This is a genomic window from Salmonella sp. 32082101201600294FB01SM01 (assembly GCF_017572865.1).
GTDB classification, from domain to species: Bacteria; Pseudomonadota; Gammaproteobacteria; order Enterobacterales; family Enterobacteriaceae; genus Salmonella; species Salmonella enterica.
In genome coordinates this window covers 472,071-489,587 of record NZ_JAGESB010000001.1, presented here as the reverse complement: position 1 = coordinate 489,587, position 17,517 = coordinate 472,071, and the positions used below count along the sequence as shown (strand labels likewise).

Genomic DNA, 17,517 nt, shown 5'->3' with positions numbered 1-17,517 from the left:
AATTAATAAGTACGAATCTTCGGCGGGAACGCCGGACGCAGTTTCGGCTCCATATTGACGCTTCGGCGCGTCATGGATTCCGTTTGCGGCTGATACAGGGTATGACACAACCAGTTGGCATCATCACGCTCCGGGAAATCGAAGCGGCTATGCGCGCCGCGGCTTTCCGTCCGGAAGTTGGCTGATACGGCAGTGGCGTAGGCGGTTTCCATCAGGTTATCCAGCTCCAGACACTCAACACGCTGGGTATTAAACTCGCTGGACGTGTCATCCAGACGGGCGTTTTTCAGACGCTCGCGGATCACTTTCAACTGCTCAAGCCCTTTCGCCATCGCGTCGCCTTCACGGAATACGGAGAAGTTATGCTGCATACACTCCTGCAACGCTTTGCGGATAGCCACCGGATCTTCGCCATTGCGGTTATTGTTCCAGCGATTCAGGCGCTCCAGAGAACCTTCAACGTCAGACTCGCTGGCGTCGCGCAGCACGCCCTGCTCGGCGATGGATTCCTGTAAATGCAGCCCCGCCGCACGGCCAAAGACCACCAGATCCAGCAGTGAGTTACCGCCCAGACGGTTGGCGCCGTGAACCGATACACAGGCGATTTCGCCTACCGCAAACAGCCCCGGAATCACCACATCTTCGCCCTGCTCGTTCACGGTCAGCGCCTGACCGGTCACTTTAGTCGGAATACCGCCCATCATGTAGTGGCAGGTCGGGATAACCGGAATCGGCTCTTTCACCGGGTCAACGTGGGCGAATGTGCGGGACAGCTCCAGGATACCCGGCAGGCGAGATTCCAGCACCTCTTTACCCAGGTGATCCAGTTTCAGTTTAGCGTGCGGCCCCCACGGACCATCACAGCCGCGACCTTCACGGATTTCGATCATGATGGAACGCGCCACCACGTCACGACCCGCCAGGTCTTTGGCGTTCGGCGCATAACGCTCCATAAAGCGCTCGCCGTGTTTGTTCAGCAGGTAACCGCCTTCGCCGCGGCAGCCTTCTGTCACCAGCACGCCCGCCCCGGCGATACCGGTCGGATGGAACTGCCACATTTCCATGTCCTGCACCGGGACACCGGCACGCAGCGCCATACCGACACCGTCACCGGTATTGATATGAGCGTTGGTGGTGGACTGGTAGATACGGCCTGCGCCGCCGGTCGCCAGCACCGTCGCGCGGGCTTTGAAGTACACCACTTCACCGGTTTCGATGCACAGTGCGGTACACCCCACCACCGCGCCATCCTGGTTTTTCACCAGATCCAGCGCATACCATTCGGAGAAAATCGTGGTGTGGTTTTTCAAATTCTGTTGATACAGCGTATGTAGCAAGGCGTGACCGGTACGGTCAGCCGCTGCCGCGGTACGTGCCGCCTGCTCGCCGCCAAAGTTTTTCGACTGGCCGCCGAACGGGCGCTGATAGATACGTCCATCATCAAGACGGGAGAACGGTAGCCCCATGTGCTCCAGTTCCAGAATCGCTTCCGGTCCGGTCTTACACATATATTCGATGGCATCCTGGTCACCAATGTAGTCCGACCCCTTAACGGTGTCGTACATGTGCCATTCCCAGTTATCTTCATGGGTATTGCCGAGCGCCACGGTGATACCGCCCTGCGCGGAAACGGTATGGGAACGGGTCGGGAAGACTTTCGAGAGCAGCGCACAGGTTTGGCCGCTTTGGGAAATTTGCAGCGCCGCGCGCATACCTGCGCCACCGGCACCAATCACAACAGCATCAAATTCTCTGACTGGCAGTTTCATTACACACCCCACACCACAACAAATCCATAGATGACGTAAACCACCAGCGCAACAACAATAACGAGTTGCAGTATCAGACGCACTGCTAGTGGTTTAACGTAGTCGGTTAACACCTGCCACATGCCGATCCAGGCATGAATCAAGATGGAAAAAAGCGCCAGCAGGGTGAAGACTTTGGTGAAGGCCGATGAGAAGAAACCGGTCCAGGCTTCAAAGGTCAGTTCGCCGCTCGTGGCGAAAAAACCCACCATGTAGATGATGTATAACGTCAGAACGATAGCGGTAGCACGGACCAGGATGAAGTCATGTACGCCATTGCGTCCTAATGCGGAGGCGTTGCTTACCATACGAGGACTCCTGCGAGAAGTGAAAGCACGACAGTGATAACAAAAGAGATTTTGGCAGAGCGTTGACCCGCTTCGAATGTTTCTTCCAGATAGCCAAAATCCATTAACATGTGACGAATTCCCACGATGACGTGATACGCCAGCGCGGTAAGGATGCCCCACATGATAAATTTAACGATGAAGCCGTCCATGATATCGGCGGCCTGCTGGAATCCTTCCGGAGAAGAGAGGCTGGTGCCCAGTAGCCACAGTAGTATGCCGACTGCGATGAAAGTAATCACACCGGATACGCGATGGAGAATGGACGCTATCGCTGTGATGGGGAACCGAATCGTTTGTAGATCCAGATTGACAGGTCTTTGTTTTTTCACATTTCTTATCATGAATAACGCCCACATGCTGTTCTTATTATTCCCTTAAGACTTCGGTTACAGAGGTGAATCTACCTGTAGCCAGAAAGACGACGGGATTTCCTTCCTCCGGTCTGCGTGCGGGTCAGACAGCGTCCTTTCTATAACTGCGCGTCATGTAAAACACTGCTTCCAGTAGCTAAAACGACACGTTACAACGCTGGGTGGCTCGGGATTGCAGGGTATTCCGGAGACCTGGCGGCAGTATAGGACGTTCACAAAATCATTACAATTAACCTACATATAGTTTGTCAGGTTTTATCCTGAACAGTGACACAGGTCACGATAACAACATTTTTTTAATTTTCAATCATCTGATTTGACAAACATTAAACAAAATTGTTACAAACAACACCAGAAAAAGCATATAATGCGTAAAAGTTATGGGGTCACTCTTTCACCTGTTAATAAGTTATGCAACAGTACAATGATATTGACCCATTCTTTCAGGACAGTTATTAGTGATAGACAGGTTACATTACTCGGATTGCTACGTTCCTGATTTGCTGCTAATTCGAAATTAATCAATCCGTTACCTGCAAGCGCCCATTGCTCTGTACCCAGGTCATCCCCTCTTTCACAGAGCGGCGAGCCAAATAACAAACTGGTAACGGTTGATTGATGCATACACAGAATCTTCCCTGCGCTAACGACAGGGAAGGTGACGTGGAGAAGGCAAGTCTGAGTTCCGGCAGTCTTAAGCAATAAGGCGCTAAGGAGACCGTAAATGGCTGATACAAAGGCAAAAATCACCCTTACTGGTGACACTGCTATTGAACTGGATGTGCTAAAAGGTACACTCGGTCAAGATGTTATTGATATTCGTAGTCTCGGTTCAAAAGGAGTTTTTACTTTTGACCCTGGTTTCACCTCTACCGCATCCTGCGAATCTAAAATCACCTTCATCGACGGCGACGAAGGCATTTTGTTGCATCGCGGTTTCCCGATTGACCAGCTTGCTACCGATTCCAACTATCTGGAAGTCTGTTACATCCTGCTGTACGGCGAAAAACCGACGCAGGAAGAGTATGACGAGTTCAGAACGACAGTCACCCGCCATACGATGATCCATGAGCAAATCACTCGCCTGTTCCATGCTTTCCGTCGCGACTCACATCCGATGGCGGTAATGTGCGGGATCACTGGCGCGCTGGCGGCGTTCTACCACGACTCGCTGGATGTGAACAATCCGCGCCACCGTGAAATCGCGGCGTTCCGCCTGCTGTCCAAAATGCCGACCATGGCGGCGATGTGTTACAAATATTCCATCGGTCAGCCGTTTGTTTATCCGCGCAACGACCTTTCCTACGCCGGTAACTTCCTGAACATGATGTTCTCCACGCCGTGTGAAACCTATGAAGTGAATCCGGTACTGGAGCGCGCGATGGATCGTATTCTGATCCTGCACGCTGACCATGAGCAGAACGCCTCTACGTCAACGGTACGTACCGCAGGTTCAAGCGGCGCCAACCCGTTCGCCTGCATTGCCGCCGGGATCGCCTCCCTGTGGGGACCCGCGCACGGCGGCGCAAACGAAGCCGCGCTGAAAATGCTGGAAGAAATCAGCTCTGTTAAACACATTCCGGAATTTGTTCGTCGTGCGAAAGACAAGAATGATTCTTTCCGCCTGATGGGCTTCGGTCACCGTGTTTACAAAAACTACGATCCGCGCGCCACCGTGATGCGTGAAACCTGCCACGAAGTGCTGAAAGAGCTGGGCACCAAAGATGATCTGCTGGAAGTGGCGATGGAGCTTGAGCACATTGCGCTGAACGACCCGTACTTCATCGAGAAGAAACTGTACCCGAACGTAGACTTCTACTCCGGCATCATTCTGAAAGCGATGGGCATTCCGTCCTCCATGTTCACCGTGATCTTCGCCATGGCGCGTACCGTTGGCTGGATTGCACACTGGAATGAAATGCACACTGACGGCATGAAAATCGCCCGTCCTCGTCAGCTGTATACCGGCTACGATAAACGCGATTTTAAATCGGCGCTGAAGCGTTAATTGACAACCGGATGGCGACGCAACCCTCGCCATCCGGTACATTTTCCCTTTTTCTTATCCTCATTATTTTATTCTTATCCCGTTACTCTCTATGATTAATTAAGGTTTCGCTAAATATCATTCAGGGAGCATGGAATGCCGATTCTGCAGTGGTTTTTGTTGTTCCTGTTATCGCTGCTCATTTCCCTTATTTTTCTCTATCTGCACCTTCCGGCGGCAATGCTGCTCGGTCCAATGATTGCGGGTATCGTGTTGAGTTTGCGAGGTAGTACGCTACAACTTCCGCGCGGTATTTTTCTCGCCGCACAGGCGATTCTCGGCTGTATGATCGCCCAAAATCTAACCGGTTCGATATTGACCACCCTCGCCCTCTACTGGCCGGTCGTGCTTTTAGTGTTGCTGGTGACGCTGCTTTCCAGCGCGATAGTCGGCTGGCTGCTGGTACGCTACAGCTCGCTGCCCGGCAACACCGGCGCATGGGGGTCATCGCCGGGCGGCGCAGCGGCAATGGTAGCGATGGCGCAAGATTACGGGGCGGATATCCGCCTGGTGGCGTTTATGCAGTATCTACGGGTACTGTTTGTGGCTGGCGCGGCGGTGCTGGTGACACGCCTGATACTCGGCGACAGCGCGGCAGCGGTCAGCCAACAGGTGATCTGGTTTCCGCCGCTTAGCGGTAATTTATTGACGACGCTGCTATTAGCGATCGTGGCGGGCATTGCCGGTCGCCTGATGCGTATCCCTTCCGGCACGATGCTGCTCCCCATGTTGGCAGGCGCGCTTCTCCATTCGCAAGGCATCATTGAGATTGAATTACCCGAATGGCTGCTGGCCGTGGCGTATATGGCGATAGGCTGGCGTATTGGGCTGGGTTTTGACAGACAGGTGTTTTTTATGGCGCTGCGGCCATTGCCGCAAATCTTATTGTCAATTTTCGCGCTGATGGCGATTTGCGCCGCGATGGCGTGGGGAATGGCTTACTACATGCAGATTGATTTTATGACGGCTTATCTCGCCACCAGTCCCGGGGGTCTGGATACGGTTGCCGCGATCGCGGCAGGAAGCAGTGCCGATATGGCGCTCATCATGGCAATGCAAACCCTACGGCTGTTCAGCATTCTGTTAACTGGGCCAGCAGTGGCCCGTTTTATATCAACCTATGCGCCCAGACAACCTTTGTAGGACTGATAAGCGTCGCGCCATCAGGCAATAGCAGCTCGCCGATGGCGGTTCCGGCTATTTCTGGCAATGCGGGCACCAGTAAAACGGGCGTGAGGAAAGTGTTGTTTTTTCAATAATGCCGCCGCACCGCTCGCACGCTTCGCCGTCACGGTGGAAAACCTTAAAGCGAAACAGTGCGCCATGATGCTTGTTTTCATCCGCCTGACCGCGAGTAGTGTAGGAAAGGCGCGGAATATCCAACAGCGCGTGAGAAAGCGCATTCAGTTGCGCCTCGTTGAGATCTTTCGCTTTATGCTGTCCGGTTAACCCTACCTGCCAGAGGATTTCAACGCGCAGATAATTCCCCAATCCCGCCAGAAAGGCCTGATCCAGCAACAGTCCGGAAAATTGTCGGTTGCGAAAACGCGGCGACAGCAATCGAGCTTTAACCTCTTCCGGAGTGAGACGCGCGTCCAGCACATCCGGACCGACTCGCTGTAAAAAGGGGTGCGTCGTGAGCTGCTCTGCTGTCAGCATTTCGATATCAGACGCGCTATAAAGCAGTATAGTTTTATCCGCCGTTTGTAGCCTGACGCGCAATATACGCGTGGTCTGCGGTATTTCACCAGTGTCGATCACCCGCCATACGCCATAGAGTTGGTTGTGGCTGTAGAGCGTCAGGCCATTTGAAAAGTGGGTCAATAACGCTTTTCCCCGCGTCTCTATCCGGGTAACAATTTGACCGGTAAGCTGCGATTCATACGGTTTTAACTGTGCAAAGGCAAACCAGACATCGGTTAAGGGTTTGCCTTTGATTGCCGCCTCCAGATTATCCGCCGCACGACGAATTTCCGGGCCTTCAGGCATGATAATATCCTTTGTTAACAGTTGATTAATGGACTACACCGCCTCTGACTATCTGGAATGCACATCGAACGCCATAATGAACATCCACAGCCGTAATATAATAGCTTCAATCGTCTGGCTCTCAGGCAATAACGTGTATATTACGCGCATTGAACGCGGCGCGTAGCCTGCGTGCGAATGCAAGCGCATACTCGCCGTCGCCATGAATGCACACCGTTTGCGCCGTGACAGTCGTCCACACACCAGTAACGCTTTTCACTCTCCCGGCTTGTACCATATCCAGCGTTTGCGCCAGCACCTGCTCTTCGTCGTGAATCAGCGCGCCAGGTTGCGTGCGCGGCACCAGGCTACCGTCGGCCTGATAGCCGCGATCGGCAAACACCTCCTGCCGCGTCACCAGGCGATGGCGTTCACCGGCCCGGATCAGCTCACTTCCCGCCAGTCCAACCAGTATCAGTGACGGATCATAGTCGTGTACCGCTTTCGCAATCGCCTGTGCCAGATGGGGATCTTTCGCCGCCTGGTTATAGAGCATACCGTGCGGTTTGACATGGCGCATCACGCCGCCTTGCGCCTGAACAATCGCCCCCAGCGCGCCGATTTGGTACAGAGTCTGGGCGTATACCGTTTCCGGCGGCAAAACCATCGCCGTCCGCCCAAAATTATCCCGATCCGGAAAGCTGGGATGCGCGCCGATCGCCACGCCGTTTTTCAGCGCCTCGCGCACGCAGGTCAGCATGGTTTGCGCATCACCGGCGTGAAAACCACAGGCGATATTGGCGGAGGAGACCAGCGTTAATAATTCGCTGTCGCTGGCGCAACCTTCGCCCAAATCCGCATTTAAATCAATGTTCATGCTGAAGTCGCCAGGTAAGCTGTTCCAGATAGCGCTGACGCTCGCGGCGCGCGTTGAGCGCCTCTTCCAGCGAACATTGCACAAAATGGATCGGTTGCCCTAGCGGAATCTGCGCCAGATGGTACATATCTGCCTCGATGATGCAGGCAATGCGCGGATAGCCGCCAGTTGTCTGGGCATCATTCATTAGCACAATAGGTTGACCGTTGTAAGGCACCTGTACGACACCGGGCAGCAAACCGTGCGACAACAGTTCGCGATCCGTTGTCCGCGTTAACGATTGTCCCTGCAACCGATAGCCCATGCGATTACTTTGCGGACTGAGTTGCCACGGTGAACGCCAGAACGCTTCTTGCGAGGCGCGATCGAATTCACGGTATTCCGGCCCCGGCAGCGCACGGATGCGATTCCCCCACAGTAACTGCTTCACGCCCTGCGGCCCGCTAAACTGTCGCGATGGTTTACCCGTCGCCAACCGATCGCCATCTTTTAGCAGCCGTCCTTCCAGCCCACCGATACCGGACTTCAGATCGGTACTACACGATCCCATCACCTCCGGCACAGCAATACCGCCCGCCACCGCCAGATAGCTACGCATCCCGTGAAGCGGTCGATGCAGCGTAAGACGTTGACCCGCTTTTACCGGCAATCGCCAGCCTGTCCAGACCGGTTGATCATCCAACTGCGCTTCGCAGCCTGCGCCGGTAAGAGCGAACCAGGTCTCATTTTCAAATTCGACAACCAGTTGACCGAGAGTGATTTCCAGCGCCGGGGCATTCGCATCGTTCCCGACCAGGAGATTAGCGGTCTGAAAGGCGGGTTTATCCAGCGCACCGCAGTGACTCAGCCCCGACTGACGAAAGCCGTGACGCCCGCTATCCTGCACGGAGGTGTAAATCCCCGCGCGAATAATATTCAGCATATTCCCTCCTTTTGCGGCACAAAGCGTACGCTATCGCCAGGGCGTAGCAGAACCGGAGGCTCCCGCATCGGATCGAATAACTTCAACGGCGTGAGGCCGATCAGCTGCCAGCCGCCCGGCGTGGATAATGGATAAATCCCCGTCTGCGCGCCGCCGATGCCGACAGAACCGGCCGGAACCTGCAGGCGCGGCTCCGCGCGTCTGGGCATATGGAGCGGTTCTGGTAAATTCCCAAGATAGGGAAAGCCGGGCTGAAAGCCTACAAACCAGACGACATACTCAACGGAGGCATGTAGCTCCACGACCTGCTTTTCACTCAAACCGCTGTGCCGTGCCACCGCCGCCAGATCCGGCCCGCCTGCGCCGCCATAGATCACCGGGATCTCAACCGAACGCGAGTCCGGCTCCAGCGCCTCGCTCTCTTCCCACCAGCGCTGCAGACGCTCAATCGCATCCAGCGCCAGGGTTTGCGGTTCCCGCAAGATCACGGTGATATTGTTCATCCCGGGAATGGCTTCCACCACGTTCGGCATATCGACCAGACGCTGCGTCAGACGCCAGATGCGTTTCTGGCTCGCCAGCGTAATCGGCGGTTCAAGTTCCAGGACGACTGCCGTTTCGCCTAACAGATAACAACGCGCTCGCTGCACTTTATTACCTCTCAGTTATGCCGGGTTAGGGATATCAATAAACGTCACATCCAACGCCGTGTTTTCGTTCAACCATTCGCTCAGGGCGCGAATACCGCCGCGTTCAGTGGCATGGTGCCCGGCGGCATAAAAATGCAGCCCCTGTTCGCGCGCGGAATGAATGGTCTGTTCAGACACCTCGCCGGTAATAAAAGCATCCACGCCGAAGCGGGCGGCGCTATCAATAAAACTTTGTCCGCCGCCGGTACACCAGGCGACACGCTGCACATTCTCTGGCCCGGTATCGCCGCACCATAGCGGTTTACGCCCCAGACGCGCTTCAATCCATGAGGCCAGTTCCAGCCCCGGCACCGGCATTGAGAGCTCTCCCCACGGCACCAGCGGCTCAATTTCTCCTTTCACGGTAATGCCCAATAGCGCCGCCAACTGCGCATTGTTGCCCAGCTCAGGGTGCGCATCCAGCGGCAGATGCCAACCGTAAAGGTTAATATCATTTGCCAGTAACGTTTTTAAGCGACGGCGTTTCATGCCGCGAATAACCGGAGACTCGCCTTTCCAGAAGTAACCATGATGAACAATGACCGCATCGGCCTGCAAACGCACCGCCTCATCGAGCAGCGCCTGACTTGCGGTCACGCCGGTAACGATTTTCTGTACCGTCTCTTTTCCTTCGACCTGTAAACCATTCGGCGCATAATCGCTTATTGCCGCACTGTTCAGCTTGTCGTTAATCAGTTGTTCCAGCTCGGTGTTTTTCATCATCGCTCCCTTTAACCCACGTTCTACTTTCCCGTTACGGGTTCAGTCTCCGTTAACATAGCCTCCCGTTAGCCGTTCGTCGATAAACATTTGTTTGACACATCAAGAAACAATCACCCCCGGGTTTGGCGCAAATTACTTAGCAAAACACGATCGGTTTCATGTATATTTATGCAATCAGAACGCATATTGCGGAAAAAATCAGTTCTGTATCATGTTGGTAACTTTAAGGAAACACGGCGATACGGCAGGCTTAATAAGCCCACAAAGAAAGGCATTATCTGAGAATGCCGCGTTCTTGCCGCAGCGTCTCTATCCCGGAAATACGATGAATAAACAAGCATCTCAACCCCGCGCTATTTACTACGTTGTCGCCCTGCAAATTTGGGAGTACTTCAGCTTTTATGGTATGCGCGCCCTACTGATTCTTTATCTCACCAATCAGCTAAAATACGACGATAACCACGCCTATGAGTTATTCAGCGCTTATTGTTCGCTGGTCTACGTAACGCCGATTCTTGGCGGCTATCTGGCGGATAAGGTGCTTGGCAACCGAATGGCAGTCATGCTGGGCGCATTTTTAATGGCGATCGGTCATTTAGTGCTGGGCGCCAGTGAGATCGCGCCGACATTCCTTTATCTGTCGCTGGCGATCATTGTCTGCGGCTACGGCCTGTTTAAATCGAATATTAGCTGCCTGCTGGGCGAACTGTACCAGCCTGAAGATCCGCGCCGCGACGGCGGGTTCTCGCTGCTTTACGCAGCGGGTAATATTGGTTCGATCGTGGCGCCTATCGCCTGCGGCTATGTGCAAGAGGAGTACAGTTGGGCGATGGGCTTTGCGCTCGCCGCCATTGGTATGCTGGCGGGGTTAGTGATCTTCCTGTGTGGAAATCGTCATTTCACCCACACCACCGGCGTGAATAAAGCCGTGTTGTGCGCCAGAAACTACCTGCTGCCGAACTGGGGCTGGCTGTTAATTCTGCTGGTAGCGGCGCCGTTGCTGATTACCGTTCTGTTCTGGAAAGAATGGTCTGTCTATGCCTTAATCGTGGCGACCGCGATCGGCCTGGTCGTGCTGGCAAAAATTTATCGCCAGGCGCAAACGGCCAAACAACGCAAAGAACTGGGGCTGATTGTCACCCTGACCCTGTTCAGTATGCTGTTCTGGGCGTTTGCCCAGCAGGGCGGCAGTTCTATCAGCCTGTATATCGACCGCTTTGTGAACCGCGATATTCTGGGCTATTCCGTTCCTACCGCCATGTTCCAGTCGGTGAACGCCTTTGCCGTGATGCTGTGTGGGGTCGTCCTGGCCTGGCTGGTTAAAGAGAGCGTAAGCGGTAATCGCACCGTGCGTATCTGGGGCAAATTCGCGCTGGGTCTCGGTCTGATGAGCGCCGGATTCTGTATTCTGACCCTGAGCGCACGCTGGTCCGCCGCTTACGGACACTCTTCAATGCCGCTAATGGTGCTGGGACTGGCGGTGATGGGCTTTGCCGAGCTGTTTATCGACCCGGTCGCCATGTCGCAAATTACGCGCATTGACATCCCCGGCGTCACCGGCGTATTAACCGGAATTTATATGCTGCTGTCCGGCGCGATAGCTAACTATCTGGCAGGCGTCATCGCTGACCAGACTTCGCAAAGCGCCTTCGACGCCAGCGGCGCGGTTAATTACGCCATCAACGCCTATGTGGATGTTTTTGAACAGATCACCTGGGGCGCGTTAGCCTGCGTAGGGGTTGTCCTGCTGATTTGGCTGTATCAGTCCTTCAAATTCAAAAGCCGCGCGCTGGCCGTCGAATCCTGATAGCAGAAGGCCCGGTAGTTTGCGCTACCGGGCCTGTATCACGCCCCTTTTCTCGCCGCCTCATAGGCGGAAAGCGTCGCGATTCTCGCCTGTTTGTGCTCCACAATAGGCCGAGGATAATCAAGCACGACTCCCGCTTTTTCCGCCCACCGCCACGGCTCGTGAATCGCTTTTCCAGGGATATCGCGTAATGCCGGTAGCCACTGGCGGATAAATTCGCCGTCGCGATCGAACCTCTCTCCCTGAGTCGTGGGATTAAAAATACGAAAATAAGGCGCGGCATCAGTACCGGTTGAAGCGGCCCACTGCCAGCCGCCATTATTGGCGGCAAGATCGCCGTCAATAAGCTGCGACATGAAATAGCGCTCCCCTAACCGCCAGTCAATTAGCAGATCTTTTACCAGAAAGCTGGCGGTAATCATGCGTAAACGGTTATGCATCCAGCCCGTCGCGTTAAGCTGGCGCATCGCCGCATCGACAATGGGATAACCGGTTTCGCCTTTCTGCCATGCCTGAAAATAGTGCGGGTTCTCCTGCCACGCGACGCGTTTTGTCCAGCGGATAAACGGCTGGTGTTTGCATAAAGCCGGATACCAGGTCATTAAATGACGGTAAAATTCCCGCCAGATGAGTTCATTCAACCAGACGCTTCCCGGTCCGCCGTCCAGAGCCTGCGGCTGCTCCGCCAGTAATCGGTGCAGGCACTGTCGCGGCGACAGTCCTCCCGTCGCCAGGCTGGCGGAAAGCCGACTGGTGCCTTCAACCGCAGGGAAATCGCGCCGTGACGCATACCCGTCTGCGCCCTGCGCGCAAAACTGACGTAGCTGCGCGATAACCGCGTTTTCTTCCACCGGGAAAAGCGCGGCGTCAAACGCCTGTTGCGGGTAGTTAAGCGAGACTGGCGTTAAGGGTGTAGAAAGCGCGCCGCTCACCCGGATCTTCGGGGCCGGAACGCATGGCGGAATATCCTCTTTTAGCCGTTTCAACCAGGCGTTTTTAAACGGCGTAAAAACTTTATACATTTCATGATTGCCGGTCATCACCGCGCCGGGCGCCAGAATCACGCTATCGTCAAAGCCTTCGCAGATGACAGATGGCAGCGTTTTTTCCACCGCCGCATCACGCTGACGCTCGTTAAACTCATACTGATAGTTATAAAACAGATGGCTGACGTCATGCTGTCGGCAAACGTTTTTGACCGTTTCAATACTGGCGTTAAAATCCGCCACTTCATGAAACAGCAGCGGAATCCCTTTCTCTGCAAGGGCCGTCTGTAGCGCGTTGAGCTGCGCGCTGATGAATGCCGCCTGCCGCGGCGCCATATCATGGGCCTGCCACTGCGCGGGGGTGGAAATATAAAGCGCCAGCACCCGCGCGGATGCATCGCGGCAGGCGGCGGCCAGCGCAAGGTTATCCTGTAAACGCAGATCGCGCCTGAACCAGACTAAATGGGTGGGCATACAACTCCTGAAAGATGAAACGTCATGGCGAATAGCGTTAAACAGTGTAGACCCTGGCGCATAAAAAAACCGCCAGCGTGGCGGCTGACGGTTTTTCAGGCTGGTCGCGATTAATAAAAGTCGCAGGTGGCTTTTTCAGCCTGCGCCATCCATACCGGCTTATCACTGGTTTTCGACCAGACACGGTGCAGATAACTATAAAAACGCGCGCGGTCTTTCCAGAAGAGCATCACCGGCAGCGCCAGCACGCCTGCGATCACCGCGAAAGCACGACGGGCAAAAATGACATGCGCCGGATAGTCTTTATAGTGTTCCATACGTTTTCCCCCTTTATACCGACGCTACCCGCCCCGGTATAGATTGAATCGGTGAATAGCACCGAAAAATTGAACCTCGTTACCTGATTAAAATAGTACCGCTTTCGGTGTAATTTTACTACTCATCCGACCACTTATTTTCACGCTTTTCCAGCAGATTTACATTCAAAGCGTAAATTAGTTACAAAAAGGTTAAATTAATACTAAACATTAGTTAAATAATGGTCTTTGCCATTTTTATACTTTTTTTACACTCCGCCCGCCAATTTTTGCGAAATCTTTGCAGCCAAAAAATTACCTTTCTCAGGAGTAAAACAATGCCACTGGAGGTGCTCTGTGAGTGCAGGCGTGATAACCGGCATCGTGCTGGTTTTCTTACTTTTAGGTTATCTGGTCTATGCCCTGATTAATGCGGAGGCGTTCTGATGGCCGCGCAAGGATTTTTACTGATCGCCAGTTTTTTACTGATTTTATTGGTACTGGCGAAACCGTTGGGTTCGGGCCTGGCAAGGCTCATCGCCGCCGTTCCGTTGCCGGGCGTGGCTGGCATTGAGCGTATCCTCTGGCGAACTCTTGGCATTACCGACCACGAAATGAACTGGCGTCAGTATTTACTGGCGCTACTGACGCTCAATCTGCTGGGACTGGGCATCCTGTTTTGCCTGCTGTTCTGGCAGGAGTGGCTGCCCTTAAATCCGCAGCGGCTACCGGGTCTGTCCTGGGATCTGGCGCTGAATACCGCCGTCAGCTTTGTCACCAATACCAACTGGCAAGCCTACAGCGGCGAAAGCACGCTGAGCTACTTTAGCCAGATGGCGGGGCTGACGGTGCAAAATTTCCTGTCGGCGGCGACCGGGATTGCGGTGGTTTTTGCACTTATCCGCGCCTTTACGCGCCAGAATGTGCACACGCTGGGTAATGCCTGGCAAGATCTGGTACGCATTACGCTATGGATATTATTTCCTGTCGCGTTAATTATCGCGCTGTTTTTTATCCAACAAGGCGTACCGCAAAACCTGTCGGCTTATCAGCCCATCACCACTCTTGAAGGCGCTAAACAACTCTTGCCGATGGGTCCGGTTGCTTCGCAGGAGGCGATCAAAATGCTTGGCACCAACGGCGGCGGTTTCTTTAACGCCAACTCTTCGCATCCGTTCGAAAACCCCACCGCGCTCACTAATCTGGCGCAGATGCTGGCGATATTTTTGATTCCAGCCGCGCTCTGTTTCGCCTTTGGCGAAGCGGCGGGCGATCGCCGTCAGGGACGCGCGCTACTGTGGGCAATGTCATTCATTTTTGTGGTCTGCGTAGCGGTAGTGATGTGGGCGGAAGTTCAGGGAAATCCACATCTGTTGGCGGCAGGCGCGGACAGTAGCGTCAACATGGAGGGTAAAGAAACACGCTTTGGCGTGCTGGCCAGCAGCCTGTTTGCCGTCGTCACGACCGCGGCGTCCTGCGGGGCGGTAAATGCCATGCACGACTCGTTTACCGCTCTGGGCGGTATGGTGCCGATGTGGCTGATGCAAATTGGCGAAGTGGTCTTTGGCGGCGTCGGTTCAGGGCTGTACGGCATGTTGCTGTTTGTCCTGCTGGCGGTGTTTATCGCGGGGCTGATGATCGGTCGCACACCGGAATATCTGGGGAAAAAAATCGACGTGCGCGAAATGAAAATGACCGCGCTGGCGATTCTGGTCACGCCGATGCTGGTCTTGTTGGGTTCGGCGCTGGCGATGATGACGGATGCCGGACGCAGCGCAATGCTGAACCCTGGCCCGCACGGTTTTAGCGAAGTGCTATATGCCGTCTCCTCTGCCGCCAACAACAACGGTAGCGCCTTTGCGGGTCTGAGCGCTAACTCGCCTTTCTGGAATTGTTTGCTGGCGTTCTGCATGTTCGTCGGACGTTTCGGCGTGATTATTCCTGTCATGGCCCTCGCCGGATCGCTGGTCAGTAAAAAAGTACAGCCGGCCAGTCAGGGAACGCTGGCGACCCACGGCGCGCTATTTATTGGACTGCTCATCGGCACGGTACTGCTGGTCGGCGCGCTGACGTTTATTCCTGCCCTGGCGCTTGGCCCGGTAGCGGAACATTTCTCTTTACCTTGAGCGATGTGGAGTACATTGATATGAGTCGCAAGCAACTGGCGCTGTTTGAACCTGTTTTACTCGTACAGGCGCTAACGGATGCCGTAAAAAAATTAAGCCCACGCGCCCAGTGGCGTAACCCGGTGATGTTTGTGGTCTGGGCCGGCAGCGTGCTAACCACTCTGTTAACGCTCGCTATGGTAACAGGACAAATAGCGGGAAGCGCCTTGTTTACAGGGGTGATCAGTCTGTGGTTATGGTTCACCGTACTGTTCGCCAATTTTGCCGAAGCGCTGGCGGAAGGCCGCAGCAAAGCCCAGGCAAACAGTCTGAAAGGGGTGAAAAAGACCGCGTTCGCTCGCCGCCTGCGCGCCCCTCGCCATGATGCGCAGGCTGATAACGTGCCCGCCGCTGAACTGCGGAAAGGCGACATTGTCCTGGTCAAAGCGGGCGATATTATTCCCTGCGATGGCGAGGTCATCGAAGGCGGCGCCTCGGTGGATGAAAGTGCGATTACCGGCGAATCCGCGCCCGTGATCCGTGAGTCCGGCGGCGATTTCGCCTCTGTCACCGGCGGCACGCGAATTCTTTCCGACTGGCTGGTGATTGCCTGTAGCGTCAATCCTGGCGAAACCTTTCTTGACCGGATGATCGCGATGGTGGAAGGCGCACAGCGGCGGAAAACGCCTAACGAGATTGCCCTGACGATTTTGCTCATTGCCCTGACCATTGTCTTTTTGCTGGCGACCGCCACCCTGTGGCCCTTCTCCGCCTGGGGCGGTAACGCGGTCAGCGTCACCGTGTTGGTGGCGTTGCTGGTGTGCCTGATCCCCACCACCATCGGCGGGCTACTCTCCGCCATTGGCGTAGCCGGAATGAGCCGAATGTTGGGCGCGAACGTCATCGCCACCAGCGGCCGCGCCGTAGAAGCCGCGGGCGATGTCGACGTGTTACTGCTGGATAAAACCGGCACTATCACGCTCGGCAACCGCCAGGCGTCCGATTTTATACCCGCCCGAGGGGTGGACGAACGCACGCTGGCTGACGCCGCGCAGCTCGCTTCGCTGGCCGACGAAACGCCGGAAGGCCGCAGCATTGTGATCCTCGCCAAACAGCGCTTTAACCTGCGTGAACGCGATGTGCAGTCGCTTCATGCCACCTTTGTTCCGTTTACCGCGCAAAGCCGCATGAGCGGGATTAATATCGATAACCGGATGATCCGTAAAGGCTCGGTGGACGCGATTCGGCGTCATGTCGAGAGCAATGGCGGCCATTTTCCCGCCGATGTCGAGCAAAACGTCGAGAACGTGGCGCGTCTGGGCGCGACGCCGCTGGTGGTCGTGGAAGGCGCGCGCGTACTGGGTGTTATCGCCCTCAAGGATATCGTTAAAGGCGGCATTAAAGAACGTTTCGCCCAGCTACGAAAGATGGGCATTAAAACGGTGATGATCACTGGCGATAACCGCCTGACGGCGGCAGCGATTGCCGCCGAAGCCGGTGTGGACGATTTTCTTGCCGAAGCCACGCCGGAAGCCAAGCTGGCGCTGATCCGTCAATATCAGGCGGAAGGACGGCTGGTCGCCATGACCGGCGACGGCACTAACGATGCCCCGGCGCTGGCGCAGGCTGACGTCGCGGTGGCGATGAACTCCGGCACCCAGGCGGCAAAAGAAGCCGGTAATATGGTGGATCTGGACTCTAACCCGACCAAATTGATTGAAGTGGTGCATATCGGTAAGCAGATGCTGATGACGCGCGGCTCGCTCACCACCTTCAGTATCGCGAATGATGTAGCGAAATATTTCGCCATTATTCCCGCCGCGTTTGCCGCTACCTATCCGCAGCTAAACGCGCTCAACGTGATGGGGCTGCATTCGCCGAACTCCGCCATTCTGAGCGCGGTGATCTTTAACGCCCTGATTATTATTTTTCTGATCCCGCTGGCATTAAAAGGCGTGAGTTATAAGCCGCTTTCCGCATCGGCCATGCTGCGCCGTAATTTATGGATCTATGGTCTGGGTGGTCTGGTGGTGCCGTTTATTGGCATCAAAGTGATTGATGTGCTGCTGACCCTGCTGGGTCTGGCGTGAGGTG

17 protein-coding genes are annotated in these 17,517 nt (G+C 54.9%); 6 read left to right on the top strand and 11 right to left on the bottom strand.

Going from position 1 to position 17,517, the window contains the following annotated elements:
* Positions 1–2: 2 nt before the first annotated feature.
* The 4 genes from sdhA to J4645_RS02320 form a co-directional block, all read right to left on the bottom strand.
* Complete coding sequence (gene sdhA / locus J4645_RS02335) at positions 3–1,769, bottom strand: succinate dehydrogenase flavoprotein subunit (RefSeq protein WP_000775561.1); 1,767 nt, start codon at positions 1,767–1,769, stop codon at positions 3–5.
* Positions 1,769–2,116, bottom strand: coding sequence for a succinate dehydrogenase membrane anchor subunit (sdhD, locus tag J4645_RS02330; RefSeq protein WP_000254356.1), 348 nt, complete (start codon positions 2,114–2,116; stop codon positions 1,769–1,771). The genes sdhA and sdhD overlap by 1 nt, the downstream gene beginning before the upstream one ends.
* A complete protein-coding gene (gene sdhC / locus J4645_RS02325; RefSeq protein WP_000263340.1) occupies positions 2,110–2,514 on the bottom strand; it encodes a succinate dehydrogenase cytochrome b556 subunit in 405 nt (134 codons plus the stop codon). The genes sdhD and sdhC overlap by 7 nt, the downstream gene beginning before the upstream one ends.
* A 393-nt stretch (positions 2,515–2,907) precedes the next feature.
* Positions 2,908–3,153: a hypothetical protein gene (locus tag J4645_RS02320; RefSeq protein WP_001539488.1), complete on the bottom strand. Its 246-nt coding sequence runs from the start codon at positions 3,151–3,153 to the stop codon at positions 2,908–2,910.
* Positions 3,154–3,253: 100 nt separating this feature from the next.
* Between J4645_RS02320 and J4645_RS02315 the strand changes: the two genes are divergently transcribed.
* Both J4645_RS02315 and J4645_RS02310 read left to right on the top strand, forming a co-directional pair.
* Positions 3,254–4,537, top strand: a complete 1,284-nt coding sequence (locus J4645_RS02315) for a citrate synthase (protein WP_000785811.1) — start codon at positions 3,254–3,256, stop codon at positions 4,535–4,537.
* A 135-nt stretch (positions 4,538–4,672) separates the two neighbouring features.
* Entirely contained in the window at positions 4,673–5,719 is a 1,047-nt protein-coding gene (locus tag J4645_RS02310; protein WP_001122054.1) for an AbrB family transcriptional regulator, read from the top strand.
* Positions 5,720–5,773: 54 nt separating this feature from the next.
* On the opposite strand, the gene nei is transcribed toward J4645_RS02310, so the two are convergent.
* The 5 genes from nei to ybgI all read right to left on the bottom strand — a co-directional run bounded on the left by nei (position 5,774) and on the right by ybgI (position 9,752).
* On the bottom strand, positions 5,774–6,565 hold the full coding sequence (gene nei, locus J4645_RS02305; protein WP_001113962.1) for an endonuclease VIII: 792 nt from the start codon (positions 6,563–6,565) through the stop codon (positions 5,774–5,776).
* A gap of 121 nt (positions 6,566–6,686) precedes the next feature.
* Positions 6,687–7,421, bottom strand: coding sequence for a 5-oxoprolinase subunit PxpA (gene pxpA / locus J4645_RS02300; protein WP_023215226.1), 735 nt, complete (start codon positions 7,419–7,421; stop codon positions 6,687–6,689).
* Complete coding sequence (gene pxpC / locus J4645_RS02295) at positions 7,411–8,343, bottom strand: 5-oxoprolinase subunit PxpC (RefSeq protein WP_000932044.1); 933 nt, start codon at positions 8,341–8,343, stop codon at positions 7,411–7,413. The genes pxpA and pxpC overlap by 11 nt, the downstream gene beginning before the upstream one ends.
* On the bottom strand, positions 8,337–8,993 hold the full coding sequence (gene pxpB, locus J4645_RS02290; protein WP_023214136.1) for a 5-oxoprolinase subunit PxpB: 657 nt from the start codon (positions 8,991–8,993) through the stop codon (positions 8,337–8,339). Before pxpB ends, pxpC begins: the two co-directional genes overlap by 7 nt.
* A 15-nt stretch (positions 8,994–9,008) precedes the next feature.
* Entirely contained in the window at positions 9,009–9,752 is a 744-nt protein-coding gene (gene ybgI, locus J4645_RS02285) for a radiation resistance protein YbgI (protein ID WP_000798844.1), read from the bottom strand.
* A gap of 328 nt (positions 9,753–10,080) precedes the next feature.
* Between ybgI and J4645_RS02280 the strand changes: the two genes are divergently transcribed.
* Positions 10,081–11,562 (top strand): MFS transporter, encoded by a 1,482-nt coding sequence (locus tag J4645_RS02280; protein WP_001041123.1) that lies wholly within the window; start codon positions 10,081–10,083, stop codon positions 11,560–11,562.
* A 38-nt stretch (positions 11,563–11,600) separates the two neighbouring features.
* Here J4645_RS02280 and phrB read toward each other — a convergent pair whose 3' ends face one another.
* On the bottom strand, positions 11,601–13,022 hold the full coding sequence (phrB, locus tag J4645_RS02275; RefSeq protein WP_001142021.1) for a deoxyribodipyrimidine photo-lyase: 1,422 nt from the start codon (positions 13,020–13,022) through the stop codon (positions 11,601–11,603).
* Between the two features lie 110 nt (positions 13,023–13,132).
* On the bottom strand, positions 13,133–13,339 hold the full coding sequence (locus tag J4645_RS02270) for a YbfA family protein (RefSeq protein WP_000401433.1): 207 nt from the start codon (positions 13,337–13,339) through the stop codon (positions 13,133–13,135).
* Between the two features lie 336 nt (positions 13,340–13,675).
* On the opposite strand from J4645_RS02270, the gene kdpF reads away from it, so the two are divergent.
* The 3 genes from kdpF to kdpB are packed head-to-tail and all read left to right on the top strand — an operon-like array spanning position 13,676 to position 17,513.
* Complete coding sequence (kdpF, locus tag J4645_RS02265; protein WP_001670793.1) at positions 13,676–13,765, top strand: K(+)-transporting ATPase subunit F; 90 nt, start codon at positions 13,676–13,678, stop codon at positions 13,763–13,765.
* Complete coding sequence (gene kdpA / locus J4645_RS02260; protein WP_023215224.1) at positions 13,765–15,444, top strand: potassium-transporting ATPase subunit KdpA; 1,680 nt, start codon at positions 13,765–13,767, stop codon at positions 15,442–15,444. The genes kdpF and kdpA overlap by 1 nt, the downstream gene beginning before the upstream one ends.
* A 20-nt stretch (positions 15,445–15,464) precedes the next feature.
* Entirely contained in the window at positions 15,465–17,513 is a 2,049-nt protein-coding gene (gene kdpB / locus J4645_RS02255; protein ID WP_000088034.1) for a potassium-transporting ATPase subunit KdpB, read from the top strand.
* The last annotated feature ends 4 nt before the right edge of the window (positions 17,514–17,517 follow it).